Source organism: Streptomyces sp. x-19, assembly GCF_046549115.1.
Taxonomy (GTDB): Bacteria; Actinomycetota; Actinomycetes; order Streptomycetales; family Streptomycetaceae; genus Streptomyces; species Streptomyces albulus_C.
This window is the reverse complement of sequence record NZ_JAJPWK010000022.1, coordinates 1-18136: the sequence shown is the minus strand read 5'-3', so window position 1 is coordinate 18136 and position 18136 is coordinate 1. Positions and strand designations below refer to the sequence as shown.

The window sequence follows — 18136 nt, the reverse complement described above, 5'->3', positions numbered from 1 at the left end:
GGCACCTGTAAGACATTTGACGTTCTCCGAACGGTCCGCCTACGGACACGCGCCGGACCTCGCGCGCCCCGTGGCAGGCAGACGCACCGACGCCCCGCGCGCACCGGTCGCGGAGGAGTGCGCCACCGGCGCGCGGCGCGCGCCGCGCCCGGATCCGGAGGTCCCCCGGTCGGCGGCGCGGGGCATGCCACGGCCCCGCCGCCAACCGCTCGGACGACGGGTTGGGCCCTAGGAGGTGAAGTGCTGGCGCAGCAGGTCGATGACGGCCGGGGCCTCGGAGCTGAGGAAGAAGTGCCCGCCGGGGAAGACCTTGAGGTCGAACGTGCCGGTGGTGTGGCCGCGCCACGCCTCGGCCTCGTCCATGGAGGTCTTGGGGTCGCGATCGCCGGTGAGGACGGTCAGCGGGGCCCGGACGGTGGCGTCGGGCGGGCAGCTGTAGGTCTCGATGGCCTGGTAGTCGGTGCGGATCGCAGGCAGGACCATCCGCAGGATCTCCTCGTCGCCGAGCACCGCGGTGTCGGTGCCGGCGAGCAGCTTGAGCTCCTGGACGATGCCGTCGTCGCTGCGCCGGTGCACGGACTCGTCACGCACCCGGGAAGGGGCGCGGCGCCCGGAGGCGAAGAGATGGGACAGCTCACCACCGTCGGCCTCGAAGCGCCGGGCCACCTCGAAGGCGAGGGCCGCGCCCATGCTGTGCCCGAAGAAGGTGCTCGGCCGCTCCGTCAAGCGGGGGCGCAGCGCGTCGTAGACCTGGTCGGCCAGGACGGAGAGGTTGCCGACGCCGGGCTCCTTGTGCCGGTCCTGGCGACCCGGGTACTGGATCGCGATCACCTCGGCGACGGAGGAGAGTTGAGCGGACACCGGGAAGTAGAAGGAGGCCGAGCCACCCGCGTGGGGGAAGCAGAAGAGCCTGGTCCGGGCGGCCGGTGCCGGGTGGAAGCACCGGGACCACAGGCTCTCCTCGGTGGACGTGGTCATGGGGGGACCTCCTAGGGACGAACCGAGTGTCACGCGTCGTCGGGCAGCATCAGCTGGACGTCTCGGCCGGGGACGAGCCGTGACGTCCGTGCACGCCGCCACCGCCGGACGAACACATGGTCACACCGTAACTCCATGACTCGCGCAGGGGTTTCCGAGTCACGGAATTCATTGCACATGATCGGACTGTGGGTAATTCCCTAGTTCTTCACGTGTCGCGAGAAGAGGCCGGTAAGGCCCTCCCGGTGGCCGGAATCGAGCGTCCGACCACCGGGAGCCGTGGTGTTCACCGCAACGAGGGGCTCAGTTGAGCCCGAGTTCATCGTCGAGCAGCGCGAACATCGCATCGTCCGAAGCATCGTCGAGATCGATGTCCGCGCCGTCCCCCGCGGACGCGTCCGCCTGCCGCAACTGGGCCCACTTGGCCTTCAGCACCTCCAGCCGACCGGCCACCAACTGGTGCTCTCCCGAGTCGTCGAGGGCCAGTCCGGCGATGACCGTCTCCAGGTGGTCCAGCGCCGCGAGCACGGAGCCGGTGCCCGTTGCCTCGTCCGCGCAGAGTTGGCCGCGCAGGTGCCGGACGACGTCGGCCGGCGTCGGGTGGTCGAACAGCAGGGTGGCCGGCAGCCGCAGCCCGGTGGCCGCGTTGAGCCGGTTCCGGAACTCCACCGCGGTCAGCGAGTCGAAGCCGAGCTCCTGGAACTGCCGGCCCGCTCCGATCGCCGACCCGTCGGCGTGCCCGAGCACCGCCGCCGCCTGGCCGCGCACCAGCGTCAGCAGGACCTCGTCCTGCTCCGCCCCGCCGAGCCCGGCCAGCTGCCGGGCGAGCCCGTCGACGGACGGCGCCGCACCGGTCGCCGCGGCCCGTCGGGCGGGCGTGCGCACCACACCGCGCAACAACGCCGGGACGTCGCCGCGCCCACGCAGCGCGGTGAGGTCCAGTTGCACCGGCACCGCCACGGCCCGGTCCCCGGCCGTCGCCGCGTCGTAGAGAGCGAGACCCTGTTCGACCGTGAGCGGCGGCATTCCGGAACGCGCGAGACGCTCGGCCTCGGCATCCGACAACGTGCCCGTCATCCCGCCCGACCGCTCCCACGGCCCCCACGCCAACGACACACCCGGCAAACCAGCGGCCCGCCGCTGCACCATCAACGCGTCCAAGAACGCATTCGCCGCCGCATAGTTGCCCTGACCAGGACTACCGAACGTCCCCGCCACCGACGAGAACACCACGAACGCGCCCAAGTCCATCCCACGCGTCGCCTCATGCAAATGCCAGGCAGCATCCGCCTTCGGCCGCAGGACCACGCCGAGCCGATCCGCGGACAGCGAACCGATCACGCCGTCGTCCAACACCCCGGCCGCATGCACCACCGCCGACAACGGACGCTCCCGCGACGCATCGGCAACGAGCGCCGCCACCGCCGCACTCTCCCCCACGTCACACGCCCGGACCACCACTTCGGCACCGAGCGCTTCGAGAGCGGCGACCAGTTCGCCGACGCCCGGGGCGGCCGGCCCGCGCCGGCTGACCAGCAGGAGGTTGCGTACACCGTGCTCGTCGACGAGGTGGCGGGCGACCTGCGCGCCGAGCCCGCCGGTGCCACCGGTGATCAGCACCGTGCCGTGCCCGAGTGCCTGCCCGGTCGTGCTGCTCCCGGTGTCCGCACTGGGCTGCGGGGCGGTGGTCCGGGCCAGCCGGGCCGCCCACACCGTTCCGGCACGCAGGGCCACCTGCGGTTCGTCGGCCGTCGCGTGCAGGGCTGCGGCGAGTCCGGAGGAGGTTGTGGAGACGGTGGAAGCGGAGGCGGTGGGAGTGCTGGACGGGGTGCGGTGCGCGTCGGTGTTCTGGTCGGTGGGCGGGTCGACGTCGAGCAGACCGAAACAGCCCGGGTTCTCCGACTGGGCGGACCGCACCAGGCCCCAGACAGCCGAGGCCGCCAGGTCGGTGCTGCCGGTGTCGTCCACCGCCACCGCGCCGCGCGTCACGAACACCAGCCGAGAAGCCGCGAACCGGTCGTCGGCGAGCCACTGCTGGAGCTGCTCCAGCACCTGAACGGTGCACTCGCGCACGACGTCGGGCACCTCAGCCGGTCCCGCGCCAGCCTCACGCCCCGCCGTCGATGCTCCCGAGACCGGAACGAGGACGAGGTCCGGCACCGGCTTCGCGGAGGCAGCGAGCGCCGTGAGCCCAGCGGGTTCGCGGATCACGTCCCAGGAACCCGCCAGGGCACCGGCGAAGTCGAGCGGGTCGGTTCCCAGTACGGCCACGGAGGCGGGCGCACCGGACGCAGTGGGGTGGGCAGCCGGGATGGCCGTCCAGTCCACGTGGAAGAGCGAGTCCTGGTGCGTGCTGCCGTCGGCCGCCTTCAGTTCGTCGTTGGTGAGGGTGCGGGTGTGGAGGGCGTCGACGGCGATGACCGGGGCCCCCGCCCGGTCCACCGCGGTCACCGACACCGCCCCCTCCCCCGCAGGCGCCAACCGCACCCGCAACACGGACGCCCCCGCAGCGAACAGCGACACGCCTTCCCACGAGAACGGGAGGGCCGGGCCCGCGCCATGAGCAGCGCCGTCACCCTCCCCATCGGACTGGAGGACGGTGAGCAGGACCGCGTGCAAGGAAGCGTCCAACAGTGCGGGGTGAACGCCGAACCCTACTGAGCCGTGGTCGACGTCGTCCGGTAGTGCGACCTCTGCGAACAACTCCTCACCACGACGCCACACCGCACGCAACCCACGGAACACCGGACCATAACCAAACCCAGCCCCCGCGAAGACCTCGTAGCACCCCTCAACATCCACCCGCACAGCATCCCGCGGAGGCCACACCCCACCATCGAAACCCACGTCACCCGGCGACGCCCCCGGAGCCAACACACCCGACGCATGCAGCGACCAAACACCCTCACCGACCCCATCCGGGCACGAGTACACCCCAACGGTCCGACGACCCGCCCCATCCGGATCACCCACCGCCACCTGCACCCGCACCCCGCCCACCTCAGGCAACACCAACGGAGCAGCCAACGTCAGCTCCGCCACCCGATCACAACCAACCCCATCCCCCGCACACAACACCATCTCCAACAACGCAGTCCCCGCAACAACCACCCGACCCAACACCACATGATCCGCCAACCACGACTGCGACTGCGACTGCACAGAGAGACGACCGGTGAACAACACCCCCTCACCAGAAGCCAGTTCCACCGCAGCACCCAACAACGCATGCTCCGTCACACCAAGCCCCACAGCCCGCACATCACCACCACCGCCAACCCGACCCACCGGCCAGAACCACTCATGCTGGAACGCATACGTCGGCAAGTCGGTCCGCTGCGGATCCGTGCCGGCGAAGAAGTCCTGCCAGTCGTCGGTGAGGCCGCGCGCGTGCAGGCGGGCCCGGGCCGTCATGGCTGCGGACTCCTCGCCGCGGTCCTTGCGCAGGAGGGGTACGGCGCTGATGGCATCGTCGTCGAGGGTCTGCCCTGCCATGGCGCAGAGGACGCCGTCCGGGCCGAGTTCCAGGAAGGTGGTGGCGCCGTGGTCGGCGAGGGTACGGACGCCGTCGGCGAAACGGACCGCCTCGCGGACGTGCCGCACCCAGTACTCCGCCGAGCCCAGTTCTTCAGACGAGGCCAGTTCACCCGTCAGGTTCGACACCACGGGGAGGGACGGCGCCGCGTAGGACAGTCCTTCCGCGACGGTGCGGAAGTCGTCCAACATCGGGTCCATCAGCGGCGAGTGGAACGCGTGCGAAACCCGCAACCGGGTCGTCTTCCGACCGTCCGCCGCGAGCCGCTCCGCCGCCGCGAGGGCCGCGCTCTCACTGCCGGAGAGGACGACGGAGGTGGGCCCGTTGATCGCGGCAATCGCCAGGTCGTCCGTAAGGTGCGGGAGGACCTCGTCCTCCGTGGCCTGGACGGCGATCATCGCACCGCCCGACGGCAGCGCCTGCATCAACCGAGCACGGGCCCCCACCAAACGGCACACATCCGCCAACGACAACACACCCGCGACATGCGCCGCCGCAATCTCACCGATCGAGTGACCAGCCACAAAATCCGGCCGCACACCCCAACTCTCCACCAACCGATACAGAGCGACTTCCACGGCGAACAACGCCGGCTGCGCCCAACCCGTCTCATTCAACCGATCGGCATCATCACCCCACATCACCTCCCGCAACCCGACCTGCCCGGACAGTTCAGCATCCAGACCGTCAACGACCTCGTCCAACGCCTCCGCGAACACCGGGAACCGGCCATACAACCCACGCCCCATCCCCAACCGCTGCGAACCCTGGCCCGAGAACAGCACGGCCGAACCACCGGCGGACACCGAGTCGGTGACGACGGTCGGATCGGGTGCTCCGCATGCCAGCGCGTCCAGGGCGCCCAGGGCGTCGACGGGATCCATCGCGTCGCCGACGAGGACGACCGCGCGGTGGTCGAACGTCGAACGGGTCGTCGCCAGCGAGTGGCCGACGTCGATCGGTCGCGTTCCCAGGCGCTCAGCCAGGAGGGCGCGCAGGCGTGCTGCCTGGCCGCGCAGGGCCTCCGGCGACTTGCCGGACAGTACCCACGGCACCATGGGCAGCTGCACCTGGGCCTTCTCCGGTACTGCGTGCTGCTGGGCCGTCGGCTGTTCGAGGATGACGTGTGCGTTGGTGCCGCTGATCCCGAACGAGGAGACACCGGCGCGCCGGGCCCGGCCCGTCTCGGGCCACGCCGTCTCGTCCGTCAGCAGCTCGACCGCTCCGGTGCTCCAGTCCACGTGCGAGGACGGTGCATCGACGTGCAGGGTCCGTGGCAGGACGCCGTGCCGCATCGCCAGGACCATCTTGATGATGCCCGCGACACCGGCCGCGGCCTGGGTGTGACCGATGTTGGACTTGATCGAACCGAGCCACAGCGGCTGGTCGGCATCGCGGTCACGGCCGTAGGTCGCGAGCAGCGCCTGGGCCTCGATCGGGTCACCGAGCGTCGTCCCGGTACCGTGCGCCTCGACCACATCCACGTCGAGGGGCGACAGGCCGCCGCTGGCGAGTGCCTGGCGGATGACTCGCTGCTGGGAGGGTCCGTTGGGCGCCGTCAGGCCGTTCGACGCACCGTCCTGATTGACCGCCGAACCGCGCACCACCGCCAGGATCTCGTGACCGTTGCGGACCGCGTCCGACTGACGCTCCAACACCAGCATGCCGACGCCCTCGGACCAGGCCACGCCGTCGGCGGCCTCGGCGAACGCCTTGGATCGGCCGTCGGGGGCCAGGCCGCGCTGGCGCGAGAACTCCACGAACGTGCCCGGGGTGGACATCACCGTCACACCACCGGCCAGTGCGAGGGTGCACTCGCCGGCCCGGAGGGCTTGCGCCGCGAGGTGCAGGGCGACCAGGGAGGAGGAGCAGGCGGTGTCGACGGTGACGGCCGGGCCTTCGAGACCGAGGGTGTAGGAGACGCGGCCGGAAGCGACGCTGCCGGCGCTGCCCTGGCCCTGGAACCCCTCGAACTCCCTACCGCCCAGGATGCTCCCGTAGTCCCCATACATGACACCGGCGAACACTCCCGTAGCACTGCCCCGCAGGCTCAACGGGTCGATGCCGGCCCGCTCGACCGCCTCCCAGGACGATTCCAGAAGCAACCGCTGCTGCGAATCGGTCGCCAGCGCTTCCCGCGGACTCATCCCGAAGAAACCAGGATCAAACTCCCCGGCCTCGTGGAGGAAACCGCCGGAACGCGTGTAGGACGTACCGAGGTGGTCGGGATCGGGGTGGTAGAGGGACTCGACGTCCCAACCACGATTGGTCGGGAAGTCACCGATCGCATCAGCGCCCTCGCGCACCAGACGCCACAGGTCCTCCGGAGACCCCACCCCACCCGGATACCGGCAGGCCATCCCCACCACCACGACCGGATCATCCGCCAACGACACCAGCCCCGGAACCACCTCCCGCACCTCAGCCTCCACAGAACCGAACAACTCGGTCTGCAAGTGATCGGCCAGGGCGTCGGTGTTCGGGTAGTCGAAGACCAGTGTCGCGGTGAGGCGGAGGCCGGTGGCGGTGCTCAGGCGGTTGCGGAGTTCGACGGCCGTCAGGGAGTCGAAGCCGAGGTCCCGGAACTGTGCGGTGGTGTCCACGGAGGCCGGTTCGGCGTGCCCGAGGACGAGGGCCGCCTGGGTGCGGACCAGGTCCAGGAGTTCTTGCCGGCGTGCGTCGGCCGGGAGTTCGGAGAGGCGGCCGACCAGTCCGGCAACGGTTGCGGAGCCTCCGGCCGCCGTGCGGCGGGTACGGGTCCGCACCAATCCGCGCAGGATCGCGGGCACCTCGCCCCGTGTGGACAGGGCCGCGAGGTCGAGCCGGACCGGAGCGACGAGCGCGCCATCCGTGCCGTCCGGCGTGCGGGCGGTTCCGGATGCGCCGGCGCCTGCTCGTCCTGATTCAGCCGTCGGAACGCTGCCGAGGGTAAGTGCGGCGTCGAAGAGGGCGAGGCCCTGTTCGACCGTGAGCGGCGGCATTCCGGAACGGGCGAGACGCTCGGCCTCCGCGTCCGTCAACGTACCCGTCATCCCACCTGACTGTTCCCACGGCCCCCACGCCAACGACACACCCGGCAGACCCGAAGCCTGCCGCCGCACCATCAACGCGTCCAAGAACGCATTCGCCGCCGCATAGTTACCCTGACCAGGACTACCGAACGTCCCGGCCACCGACGAGAACACCACGAACGCGCCCAAGTCCATCCCACGCGTCGCCTCATGCAGATACCACGCAGCATCCACCTTCGGCCGCAACACCGCCGACAACCGCTCCGGCGACAACCCAGCGACCAACCCGTCATCCAACACCCCGGCCGCATGCACCACAGCCGACACCCGATGACCAGCCACCAACCCCAACACCGCAGCACGATCGGACACATCACACGCCCGAACCACCACCTCGGCACCCAGCCCTCTGAGATCAGCCACCAACTCGGCCACACCCGCGGCTCGTTCACCACTGCGACTGACGAGCAGCAGGTTGCGTACGCCGTGCTCGTCGACGAGGTGTCGGGCGATCTGCGCGCCGAGCCCGCCGGTGCCGCCGGTGATCAGCACCGTTCCCTCGGTGTTCCACACGGTAGGTGCGGTAGGTGCGGTAGGTGCGGTGGCACCGGTCTGGGGCGTGAGACGGGTAAGCCGGGCGGCGTGTGGGCGTCCGTCGCGCAGCAGCAGTTGCGGTTCATCGGAGGTGAGGGCCTGGGTGAGCGCCTCGGCGGAGTCGTCGGAGCCGTCGAGGTCGATCAGGCCGAAGGCGCCCGGATTCTCGGTCTGGGCGGATCGGACCAGGCCCTGAACGGCCGCGGCTGCGGGATCCTGGCCGCCGACCGCACCACGGGTCACGAAGACCAGGCGCCCGGCCGCGAGACGTTCATCGGCCAGCCATGCCTGGATCGTGAGGAGTGCCTCGGTGGTGAGTCGGTGCGTCGCATCGACGGTCGTGCCTTGGCTGAGGGCTTCTTCGTCCGTGCCGACGGCGACGAGCGTGATCGCGGATGCCGGTGCGTCCGGCCCGGCCTCGGTCAGCGCGGTGACGTTCGCGTAGGTGTGCACGGTCGTCCCGGGCGAGCGGACGAGCGCCTCGGCGAGGCCCAGGCGGTCGGGGCCGAGCAGCGCGACGCTGGTGGCCGGGGCCGCCGGCGAGAGAGGGACAGCGGTCCACCGGACGCCGAAGAGCGCGTCGCGCAGCCGGACGTCCGTGCCGCTCGCTTCCTCGTTGGTGAGGGTGCGGGTGTGGAGGGCGTCGACGGCGATGACCGGGGCCCCCGCCGGGTCCACCGCGGTCACCGACACCGCCCCCTCCCCCGCAGGCGCCAACCGCACCCGCAACACGGACGCCCCCGCAGCGAACAACGACACGCCCTCCCACGAGAACGGGAGAGCCGGAGCAGCGTCCTCACCCTCTCCATCGGACTGGAGAGCCGTCAGCAAGAGGGCGTGCAGAGCGGAGTCGAGCAGTGCCGGGTGCAGGCCGAAACCGGCCCCGGACTCGGGGGCGTCGTCCGGTAGTGCGACCTCGGCGAACAACTCCTCACCACGACGCCACACCGCACGCAACCCACGGAACACCGGACCATAACCAAACCCAGCCCCCGCGAAGACCTCGTAGCACCCCTCAACATCCACCCGCACAGCATCCCGCGGAGGCCACACCCCACCATCGAAACCCACGTCACCCGGCGACGCCCCCGCAGCCAACACACCCGACGCATGCAGCGACCAAACACCCTCACCGACCCCCTCCGGACACGAGTACACCCCAACGGGCCGACGACCCGCCCCATCCGGATCACCCACCGCCACCTGCACCCGCACCCCGCCCACCTCAGGCAACACCAACGGAGCAGCCAACGTCAGCTCCGCCACCCGATCACAACCAACCCCATCCCCCGCACACAACACCATCTCCAACAACGCAGTCCCCGCAACAACCACCCGACCCAACACCACATGATCCGCCAACCACGACTGCGACTGCGACTGCACAGAGAGACGACCGGTGAACAACACCCCCTCACCAGCAGCCAGTTCCACCGCAGCACCCAACAACGCATGCTCCGTCACACCAAGCCCCACAGCCCGCACATCACCACCACCGCCAACCCGACCCACCGGCCAGAACCACTCATGCTGGAACGCATACGTCGGCAGTTCCACCCTCCGCGCACCAAGTCCAGCGAAGATCGCGGCCCAGTCGACCGGGACGCCCGCCGTGTGGAGTTGGGCGAGCGCGGCAAGTGCCGCATCCTCTTCTGGCCGGTCTTTGCGCAGCAGCGGGACCAAGACGGAGGACTCGGTGAGGGACTGCCCCGCCATGGCGGAGAGGACGCCGTCCGGACCGAGTTCCAGGAACGTGCGGACGCCCGCGGCCTCCAGGGCTCCGATGCCGTCGGCGAAGCGGACGGCCTCCCGGACGTGCCGTACCCAGTACTCGGCCGAGCCCAGTTCTTCAGACGAGGCCAGTTCACCCGTCAGGTTCGACACCACGGGGAGGGACGGCGCCGCGTAGGACAGTCCTTCCGCGACGGTGCGGAAGTCGTCCAACATCGGGTCCATCAGCGGGGAGTGGAAGGCGTGCGATACCCGCAGGCGGGTGGTGCGGCGCCCCTGGTCGGCGAAGTACTCCGCGACGGCCCGTACGGCTTCGTCAACACCGGAGATGACCACCGAGGTGGGCCCGTTGATCGCGGCGATCGCCAAGTCGTGGGAAAGATGCGGGAGGACCTCGTCCTCCGTGGCCTGGACGGCGATCATCGCACCGCCCGACGGAAGCGCCTGCATCAACCGAGCACGGGCCGCCACCAAACGGCACGCATCCGCCAACGACAACACACCGGCAACGTGCGCTGCCGCGATCTCACCGATCGAGTGACCGGCCACAAAATCCGGCCGCACACCCCAACTCTCCACCAACCGGAACAGGGCGACTTCCACGGCAAACAGCCCCGGCTGCGCCCAACCCGTCTCATTCAACCGATCGGCCTCATCACCCCACATCACCTCCCGCAGCCCAATCTCCGACGACAACTCCGCATCCAGGCACCCGAGCACCGCATCCAACGCCTCCGCGAACACGGGGAACCGGCCGTACAACTCACGCCCCATCCCCAACCGCTGCGAACCCTGGCCCGAGAACAACACCGCGCGACGACCTGTACGGAGGTGGTCGGTGACTGCGGCGGAGTCCGCCTCGCCGGCCGCGATCGCGGTCAAGGCCCGGGCCGCCTCAGCACGGTCCGCAGCAAGTACCACTGCCCGGTGGTCAAAGGTGGAGCGGCCGGTGGCAAGGGCCATGCCCACGTCCACGAGGCCCAGCTCCATGTCGTCCTCGATCGACAACCGCAACTTCGCTGCCTGGTCGCGCAGGGCATCCTGCGACTTCGCGGACAGCACCCACGGCACCACGGTGGGGTCCGTGGTGGGGGCCTCCGGCACCGGACGCCGCAGCCCTTCGGGTCGTTCCAGGATCACGTGGGCGTTGGTGCCGCTGATGCCGAACGAGGAGACGCCCGCGCGCCGGGCCCGGCCGGTCTCCGGCCACACCGTCTCGTCCATCAGCAGTTCCACCGCGCCCTCGGACCAGTCCACGTGCGACGACGGGGCGTCCACGTGCAGGGTCCGTGGCAGGACACCGTGCCGCATCGCCAACACCATCTTGATGACGCCCGCGACACCGGCCGCGGCCTGGGTGTGACCGATGTTGGACTTGATCGAACCGAGCCACAGCGGCTGGTCGGCATCGCGGTCACGGCCGTAAGTCGCGAGCAGCGCCTGGGCCTCGATCGGGTCACCGAGCGTCGTACCGGTACCGTGCGCCTCGACCACATCCACGTCGAGGGGCGACAGGCCGCCGCTGGCGAGTGCCTGGCGGATGACTCGCTGCTGGGAGGGTCCGTTGGGCGCCGTCAGACCGTTCGACGCACCATCCTGATTGACCGCCGAACCGCGCACCACCGCCAGGATCTCGTGACCGTTGCGGACCGCGTCCGACTGACGCTCCAGCACCAGCATGCCGACGCCCTCGGACCAGCCGACACCGTCCGCCGCGTCAGCGAACGCTTTGCACCGCCCATCAGACGACAAGCCCCGCTGCCGGGCGAAGTCCACGAACACCGCCGGCGTCGACATCACCGTCACCCCACCGGCCAACGCCAACCCACACTCACCACTGCGCAACGCCTGCATCGCCCAGTGCATGGCGACCAGCGAGGACGAGCAGGCGGTGTCGACGGTGACAGCGGGGCCTTCCAGACCCAGCGTGTACGCCACCCGACCCGACGCCAGACTCGGCGAACTCCCACTCCCCTGAAAACCCTCGAACTCCGGACCCGCCAACATCGCGCTGTAATCGCTGTACATCACCCCGGCGAAAACGCCCGTCGCACTGCCCCGCAGACTCAACGGGTCGATACCGGCCCGCTCCACCGCCTCCCACGACGACTCCAACAACAACCGCTGCTGCGAATCCGTCGCCAACGCCTCCCGCGGACTCATCCCGAAGAAACCAGGATCAAACTCCCCGGCCTCGTGGAGGAAACCGCCGGAACGCGTGTAGGACGTACCGAGGTGGTCGGGATCGGGGTGGTAGAGGGACTCGACGTCCCAGCCACGATTCGTCGGGAATGCGGAGATCGCGTCGGTGCCGCCGGTGACGAGCTGCCAGAGGTCGTCCGGAGAGGTGACCCCACCGGGGTAACGGCAGGCCATGCCGACGATGACGATCGGGTCGTCCGCGACGGCCACGGCGTCGTCCCGCCGCATGATCGTGGCCTCGGCGTCGGCGCCCAGTAGCTCGTCCAGGATGAAGGAGACCAGGACCTCGATGGTCGGGTAGTCGAACACCATGGTCGCCGGCAGTCGGAGGCCGGTGACGGTGTTGAGGCGGTTCCGGAGTTCCACTGAGGTGAGGGAGTCGAAACCCAACTCGCGGAAGGCGCGGGCCGGGTGGACGTCCGTGGCGTCAGCGTGACCGAGGACCAAGGCCACCTGGCCGCGTACGAGGTCGATGAGGACCTCTTGGCGTTCGACGGGGTTGAGGCTTGCGAGGCGTTCCCGCAGACCGGTGGCGATGGTCGAGTCAGCGGCGGCTGCGCGGCGCGAACGGCCACGGATCAGCGAGCGGAGCAACGGCGGCACCTCTCCCTGGGCGCGCAGCGCCGGCAGGTCGAGACGTGCGGGCACGCTGGTGGCGTCGCCGGTGATCAGTGCCGCGTCGAAGAGAGCCAGCCCCTGCGCCACCGAAAGCGGCGGAACACCGGAACGACTCAACCGGTCCACCTCGGCATCCGACAACGAACCCGTCATCCCACCGGACCGCTCCCACGGCCCCCACGCCAACGACACACCCGGCAAACCAGCGGCCCGCCGCCGCACCATCAACGCGTCCAGGAACGCATTCGCCGCCGCATAGTTACCCTGACCAGGACTACCGAACGTCCCCGCCACCGACGAGAACACCACGAACGCACCCAAGTCCATCCCACGCGTCGCCTCATGCAAGTGCCACGCAGCATCCACCTTCGGCCGCAACACCGCCGACAACCGCTCCGGCGACAACCCCGCAACCAACCCGTCATCCAACACCCCGGCCGCATGCACCACCGCCGACACCCGATGACCAGCCACCAACCCCAACACCGCAGCACGATCGGTCACATCACAGGCAACCACCCGCACCATCGCACCGGTCTCCGACAGCTCGGCGACCAACTCGGCCGCACCCGGCGCCCGTTCACCGCTACGACTGACCAACAGCAACTCCCGCACACCGTGCTCAACCACCAGATGACGGGCCAACACCGCACCCAAACCACCCGTACCACCAGTGATCAACACCGCACCCGCACCACCGGCGAACCCCGCACCCACACCCACCGCCGACTCCCCCGCAGGCGACGGCCGACGGACCAGGCGCGCGGCGAGCACGTCACCCTCGGAGAGGCGTAGTTGCGGTTCTTCGCTGGTCAAGGCGGTGAGTGGGAGCGTGGCCGGATCGTTCGGATCGGTGTTCGGATCGAGGTCGAGGAGGGCGAAGCAGCCCGGGTTCTCGGACTGGGCCGAACGCACCAGGCCCCACACCGCAGCACCGGCCACGTCGTGCCCGGTCGTCGCACCTCGGGTCACGAACACGAACTTCGAGTCCGCGCAACGTTGCTCCGTCAGACGGGTCTGCACGAGTTCCAACGCGCTGTGCGTCAGCTCGTGCGTGGCGGCCGGGGTGTCGACGGTTTCCTCGGGTCCGCTCGGCGCGGGCGTCGCGAGGGGCAGCACGACGAGTGCGGCGGCCGGTTCGTCGGTCGGCAGGGCGGTGCGGACGTCGACGTCCGCACCGGACGCACCGAGACTGGCGGCGACGTCGAGGAGGTCCTCGCCGACGACCGTCACCGGCACGGATGCGATCGCGGTCGAGGTCGGCGCGTCGCTCGACCGGGGAGCGTCCCCGGAGATCGAGGCCCAGTCGAGGCGGAACAGCGCGTCGCGGGCGAGCGCCGCGCCGGCGCTCAGCGCGTTGGCCGAGATGCTCCGCATGGCGAGGGCCTGGACGGTGGCGACGGGTGCGCCGGTGGGGTCGGCGATCGCCAGGGTGAGCGTTTGGTCGGCGTCGCGGCCGAGTCGGACGCGGACCACGGATGCGCCGGAAGCGGCCAGGGAGACCCCGTGCCACGAGAAGGGCACGCCGGCCGCCTGCGTGTCATCCCCGTCCGGGGCCACGAGCCAGGCGGCGTGCAGACCCGCGTCGAGCAGCGCCGGGTGCAGTCCGAACGCCTCGGCGTCGGGACGTCCGGCCTCCGGCAGGGCGGCCTCGGCGAACACCTCACCGTCCCGCCGCCACACCGCCAGCAGACCTTGGAAGGCGGGCCCGTAGTCGAATCCCTCGGCCGCACGGGACGCGTAGAAGTCGGTCAGTTCGACGGGCTCGGCGCCCGGCGGCGGCCACACCGTGGCGTCGAAGGGGACGGTCGGCGCCGTCGGCGGGCCGCTGGCGAGGACACCGGTGGCGTGTTGCGTCCACGGGGTGTCCGTGGCCCGCTCGGGGCGCGAGTGGATGGCGAGGGTGCGCCGGCCGGCGTCGTCGGCGACGCCCACCCGGACCTGGGTCCGGACCGCTCCGCGCGCCGGCAGGACGAGCGGGGCGGCGAGCGTCAGCTCCTCGACGTGGTCGCAGTCGACCTCGTCGCCGGCGCGCAGGGCGAGTTCCAGGAGCGCGGTGCCGGGCAGCAGGGCCTGGCCCATGACGGTGTGGTCGGCCAACCAGGGGTGCGACTGGAGCGAGAGGCGGCCGGTGAACAACATCCCTTCTTCCTCAGCGAGTTCGACGACGCCGTTGAGGAGCGGATGGGCGGCTCCGGCAATGCCGAGGGCGGTGGCGTCGCCGGTGCCACGGCTGGCGGAGGGCCAGAACGGGCGGTGTTGGAACGCGTACGTCGGCAGGTCGACCGGGTGGGCGCCGGTGGGTGCCAGGAAGGCGGGCCAGTCGAGCGGGGAGCCGGTGGTGTCCAGTCGGCCCAGTGCGGTGAGCAGGGTGCGTTCCTCGGATGCGTTCCTGCGGAGCGCGGGGACGGTGACCGCCTCGTCGGCGAGCGATTCGCGGGCCATGGCGGAAAGGACCCCATCGGGGCCGAGTTCCAGGAAGGTGCGGACGCCCTCGGTCTCCAGGGCCGTCACACCGTCGGCGAAGCGGACGGCCTCGCGGACGTGCCGCACCCAGTACTCGGCCGAGCGCAACTCTTCGGGCGAAGCCAGCCCGCCCGAGAGGTTGGACACCACGGGAAGGGACGGCGCCGCGTAGGACAGTCCTTCCGCGACGGTGCGGAAGTCGTCCAGCATCGGGTCCATCAGCGGGGAGTGGAAGGCGTGCGATACCCGCAGGCGGGTGGTACGGCGCCCCTGGTCGGCAAAGTGCTCCGCGACGGCCCGTACGGCTTCGTCGACACCGGAAACGACCACCGAGGTGGGCCCGTTGATCGCGGCGATCGCCAAGTCGTGGGAGAGGTGCGGGAGGACCTCGTCCTCGGTGGCCTGGAGGGCGATCATCGCACCGCCCGACGGAAGCGCCTGCATCAACCGGGCACGGGCCGCCACCAACCGGCAGGCGTCCGCCAACGACAGCACGCCCGCGACGTGCGCCGCGGCGATCTCACCGATGGAGTGGCCGGCGACGAAGTCGGGCCGCACACCCCAACTCTCCACCAGCCGGAACAGGGCGACTTCCACGGCAAACAGCCCCGGCTGCGCCCAACCCGTCTCGTTCAACCGGTCGGCCTCATCGCCCCACATCACCTCCCGCAGCCCAATCTCCGACGGCAGCTCCGCATCCAGGCACCCGAGCACCGCATCCAGCACCTCGGCGAACACCGGGAACCGGCCGTACAGCTCACGCCCCATCCCCAACCGCTGCGAACCCTGTCCCGAGAACAACACCGCGCGCCGGCCCGGGTGTGGCGTGCCGGTGAGGGTGGAGGGGTTCGGCTCGTCCGCCGCGAGGGCGGCGAGGGCGCGTGTCGCCTCGTCGCGGTCGGCGCTCAGGACGACTGCGCGGTGGGTGAATCGGGAGCGTTGGGTGGCGAGGGACAGGGCGATGTCGGCGGGTGCGAGGTCGGGGTGCCGCTGCACGTGGGCGAGGAGGCGTGCGGCCTGGTCGCGCAGCGCTTGTGGTGACTTGCCGGACAGTGGCCAGGGCACCACGGTCAGGTTCACGGACGGCGTTGTGGTCGGCATCGGGGTCGACGCCCTTGTCGACGCCGTTGTCGACTCTGCGGTCGGCGCGGCCCCGTGCGGCTCCGACGCCGGCAGCGCCGGGTGCCGTGTGCCGTCCGGCTGTTCCAGGATGACGTGGGCGTTGGTGCCGCTGATGCCGAACGACGAGACAGCGGCTCGCCTGGCCCGGTCGGTGGCGGGCCAGGCGGTTTCCTCGGTGAGGAGGGTGACGGCGCCCGCGGTCCAGTCGACGTGGGAGGACGGCGCGGTGATGTTCAGACTGCGGGGCAGTACGCCGTGCCGCATCGCCAGCACCATCTTGATGACGCCCGCGACGCCGGCAGCGGCCTGGGTGTGGCCGAGGTTGGACTTCACCGACCCCAGGAGCAACGGGCGGTCCGGGTCGCGGTCCTGACCGTAGGTGGCCAGGAGCGCCTGGGCCTCGATGGGATCGCCGAGCGTGGTGCCGGTGCCGTGCGCCTCGACGGCGTCCACGTCGGACGGGGACAGGCCGGCGCTGGCCAGAGCCTGGCGGATCACTCGCTGCTGGGACGGGCCGTTCGGCGCCGTCAGGCCGTTGGAGGCACCGTCCTGATTGACCGCGGAGCCACGCACCACCGCCAGGATCTCGTGACCGTTGCGGACCGCGTCCGAGCGGCGTTCGAGCAGCAGCATGCCGATGCCTTCGGACCAGCCGACGCCGTCGGCGGACTCGGAGAACGGCTTGGAGCGGCCGTCGGGGGCGAGTCCGCGTTGCCGGGAGAACTCGATGAAGGTGTCGGGGATCGACATCACGGTGACACCGCCCGCGAGGGCGAGGGTGCATTCGCCGCCGCGCAGTGCCTGTGCGGCGAGGTGCAGGGCGACCAGCGAGGAGGAGCACGCGGTGTCGACGGTCATGGCCGGGCCTTCGAAGCCGAAGGTGTACGAGACCCGTCCGGAGGCGACGCTCAGCGCGCTGCCCTGGCCTTGGAAACCTTCGAACTCGGCGCCGTCGAGACGGGTGCCGTAGCCGCTGTACATGACGCCGGCGAAGACGCCGGTACGGCTGTCGCGCAGGGTCAGCGGGTCGATGCCGGCCCGTTCGACGGCCTCCCAGGAGGACTCCAGCAGCAGTCGCTGTTGGGAGTCGGTGGCCATCGCCTCGCGTGGGCTCATGCCGAAGAAGTCGGCGTCGAACGAGGCGGCGTCGTGGAGGAAGCCGCCGGCGCGGGCGTAGGAGGTGCCGGGGTGCGCGGGGTCGGGGTCGTAGAGGTTGTCGAGGTCCCAGCCGCGGTTGGTGGGGAAGTCGGAGACGACGTCGGCGCCTTCGCCGAGGAGCTGCCACAGGTCCTCGGGCGAGGTGATGCCGCCGGGGAAGCGGCAGCTCATGCCGATGACGACGATCGGGTCGTCGGTGGCGTCCGTGGCGTCGGTGATGGACGGCGCGGACTGGTCGCGGTCCGACTCGGCGTCGGGGCCGAGGAGTTCGGCGAGGAGGTGGTCGGCCAGGGCGCCGGCGGTGGGGTAGTCGAAAACGGCGGTGGCGGGCAGCCGGAGGCCGGTCGCGGTGCCGATGCGGTTGCGCAGTTCGACCGCGGTGAGCGAGTCGAAGCCCAGGTCGCGGAAGGCGCGGGCGGGGTCGACGCCGTCGCCCGCGGTGTGGCCCAGCACCATGGCGGCCTGGTCGCGGACGAGGGTGAGGAGGGTTTCGCGTCGTTCGGCGCGCTGGAGTCGGGTGAGTTGTTCGGCGAGGCCCGTGTTGCCGGGCGTGGCGGCGGTCGTGCGGCGGACGGGTGCCTTGACCAGGCCGCGGAGGACGGGCGGGACGGTGGGCTGATTGCGCAGCGCCGTCACATCCAGACGCACCGGCACCAGAGCCGAACCACCCGTCGCCAAGGCAGCGTCGAACAACGCCAACCCCTGCTCCACCCCCAACAAC

The 18136-nt window shown here is 70.6% G+C and carries 2 protein-coding genes; both read right to left on the bottom strand.

The annotated features are described in order from the left end of the window. Positions 1–228: 228 nt before the first annotated feature. On the bottom strand, positions 229–978 hold the full coding sequence (locus ACLJT4_RS33050) for a thioesterase II family protein (RefSeq protein WP_411128017.1): 750 nt from the start codon (positions 976–978) through the stop codon (positions 229–231). 303 nt (positions 979–1281) lie between these two features. Further along, positions 1282–18136: SDR family NAD(P)-dependent oxidoreductase (locus tag ACLJT4_RS33045; RefSeq protein WP_411128015.1), on the bottom strand; the 16855-nt coding region annotated here is incomplete at its 5' end.

What these genes read in the sequence shown, in the direction of transcription:
- ACLJT4_RS33050 (WP_411128017.1), bottom strand. Translation starts at nt 978, where the DNA reads ATGACCACGTCCACCGAGGAGAGCCTGTGGTCCCGGTGCTTCCACCCG.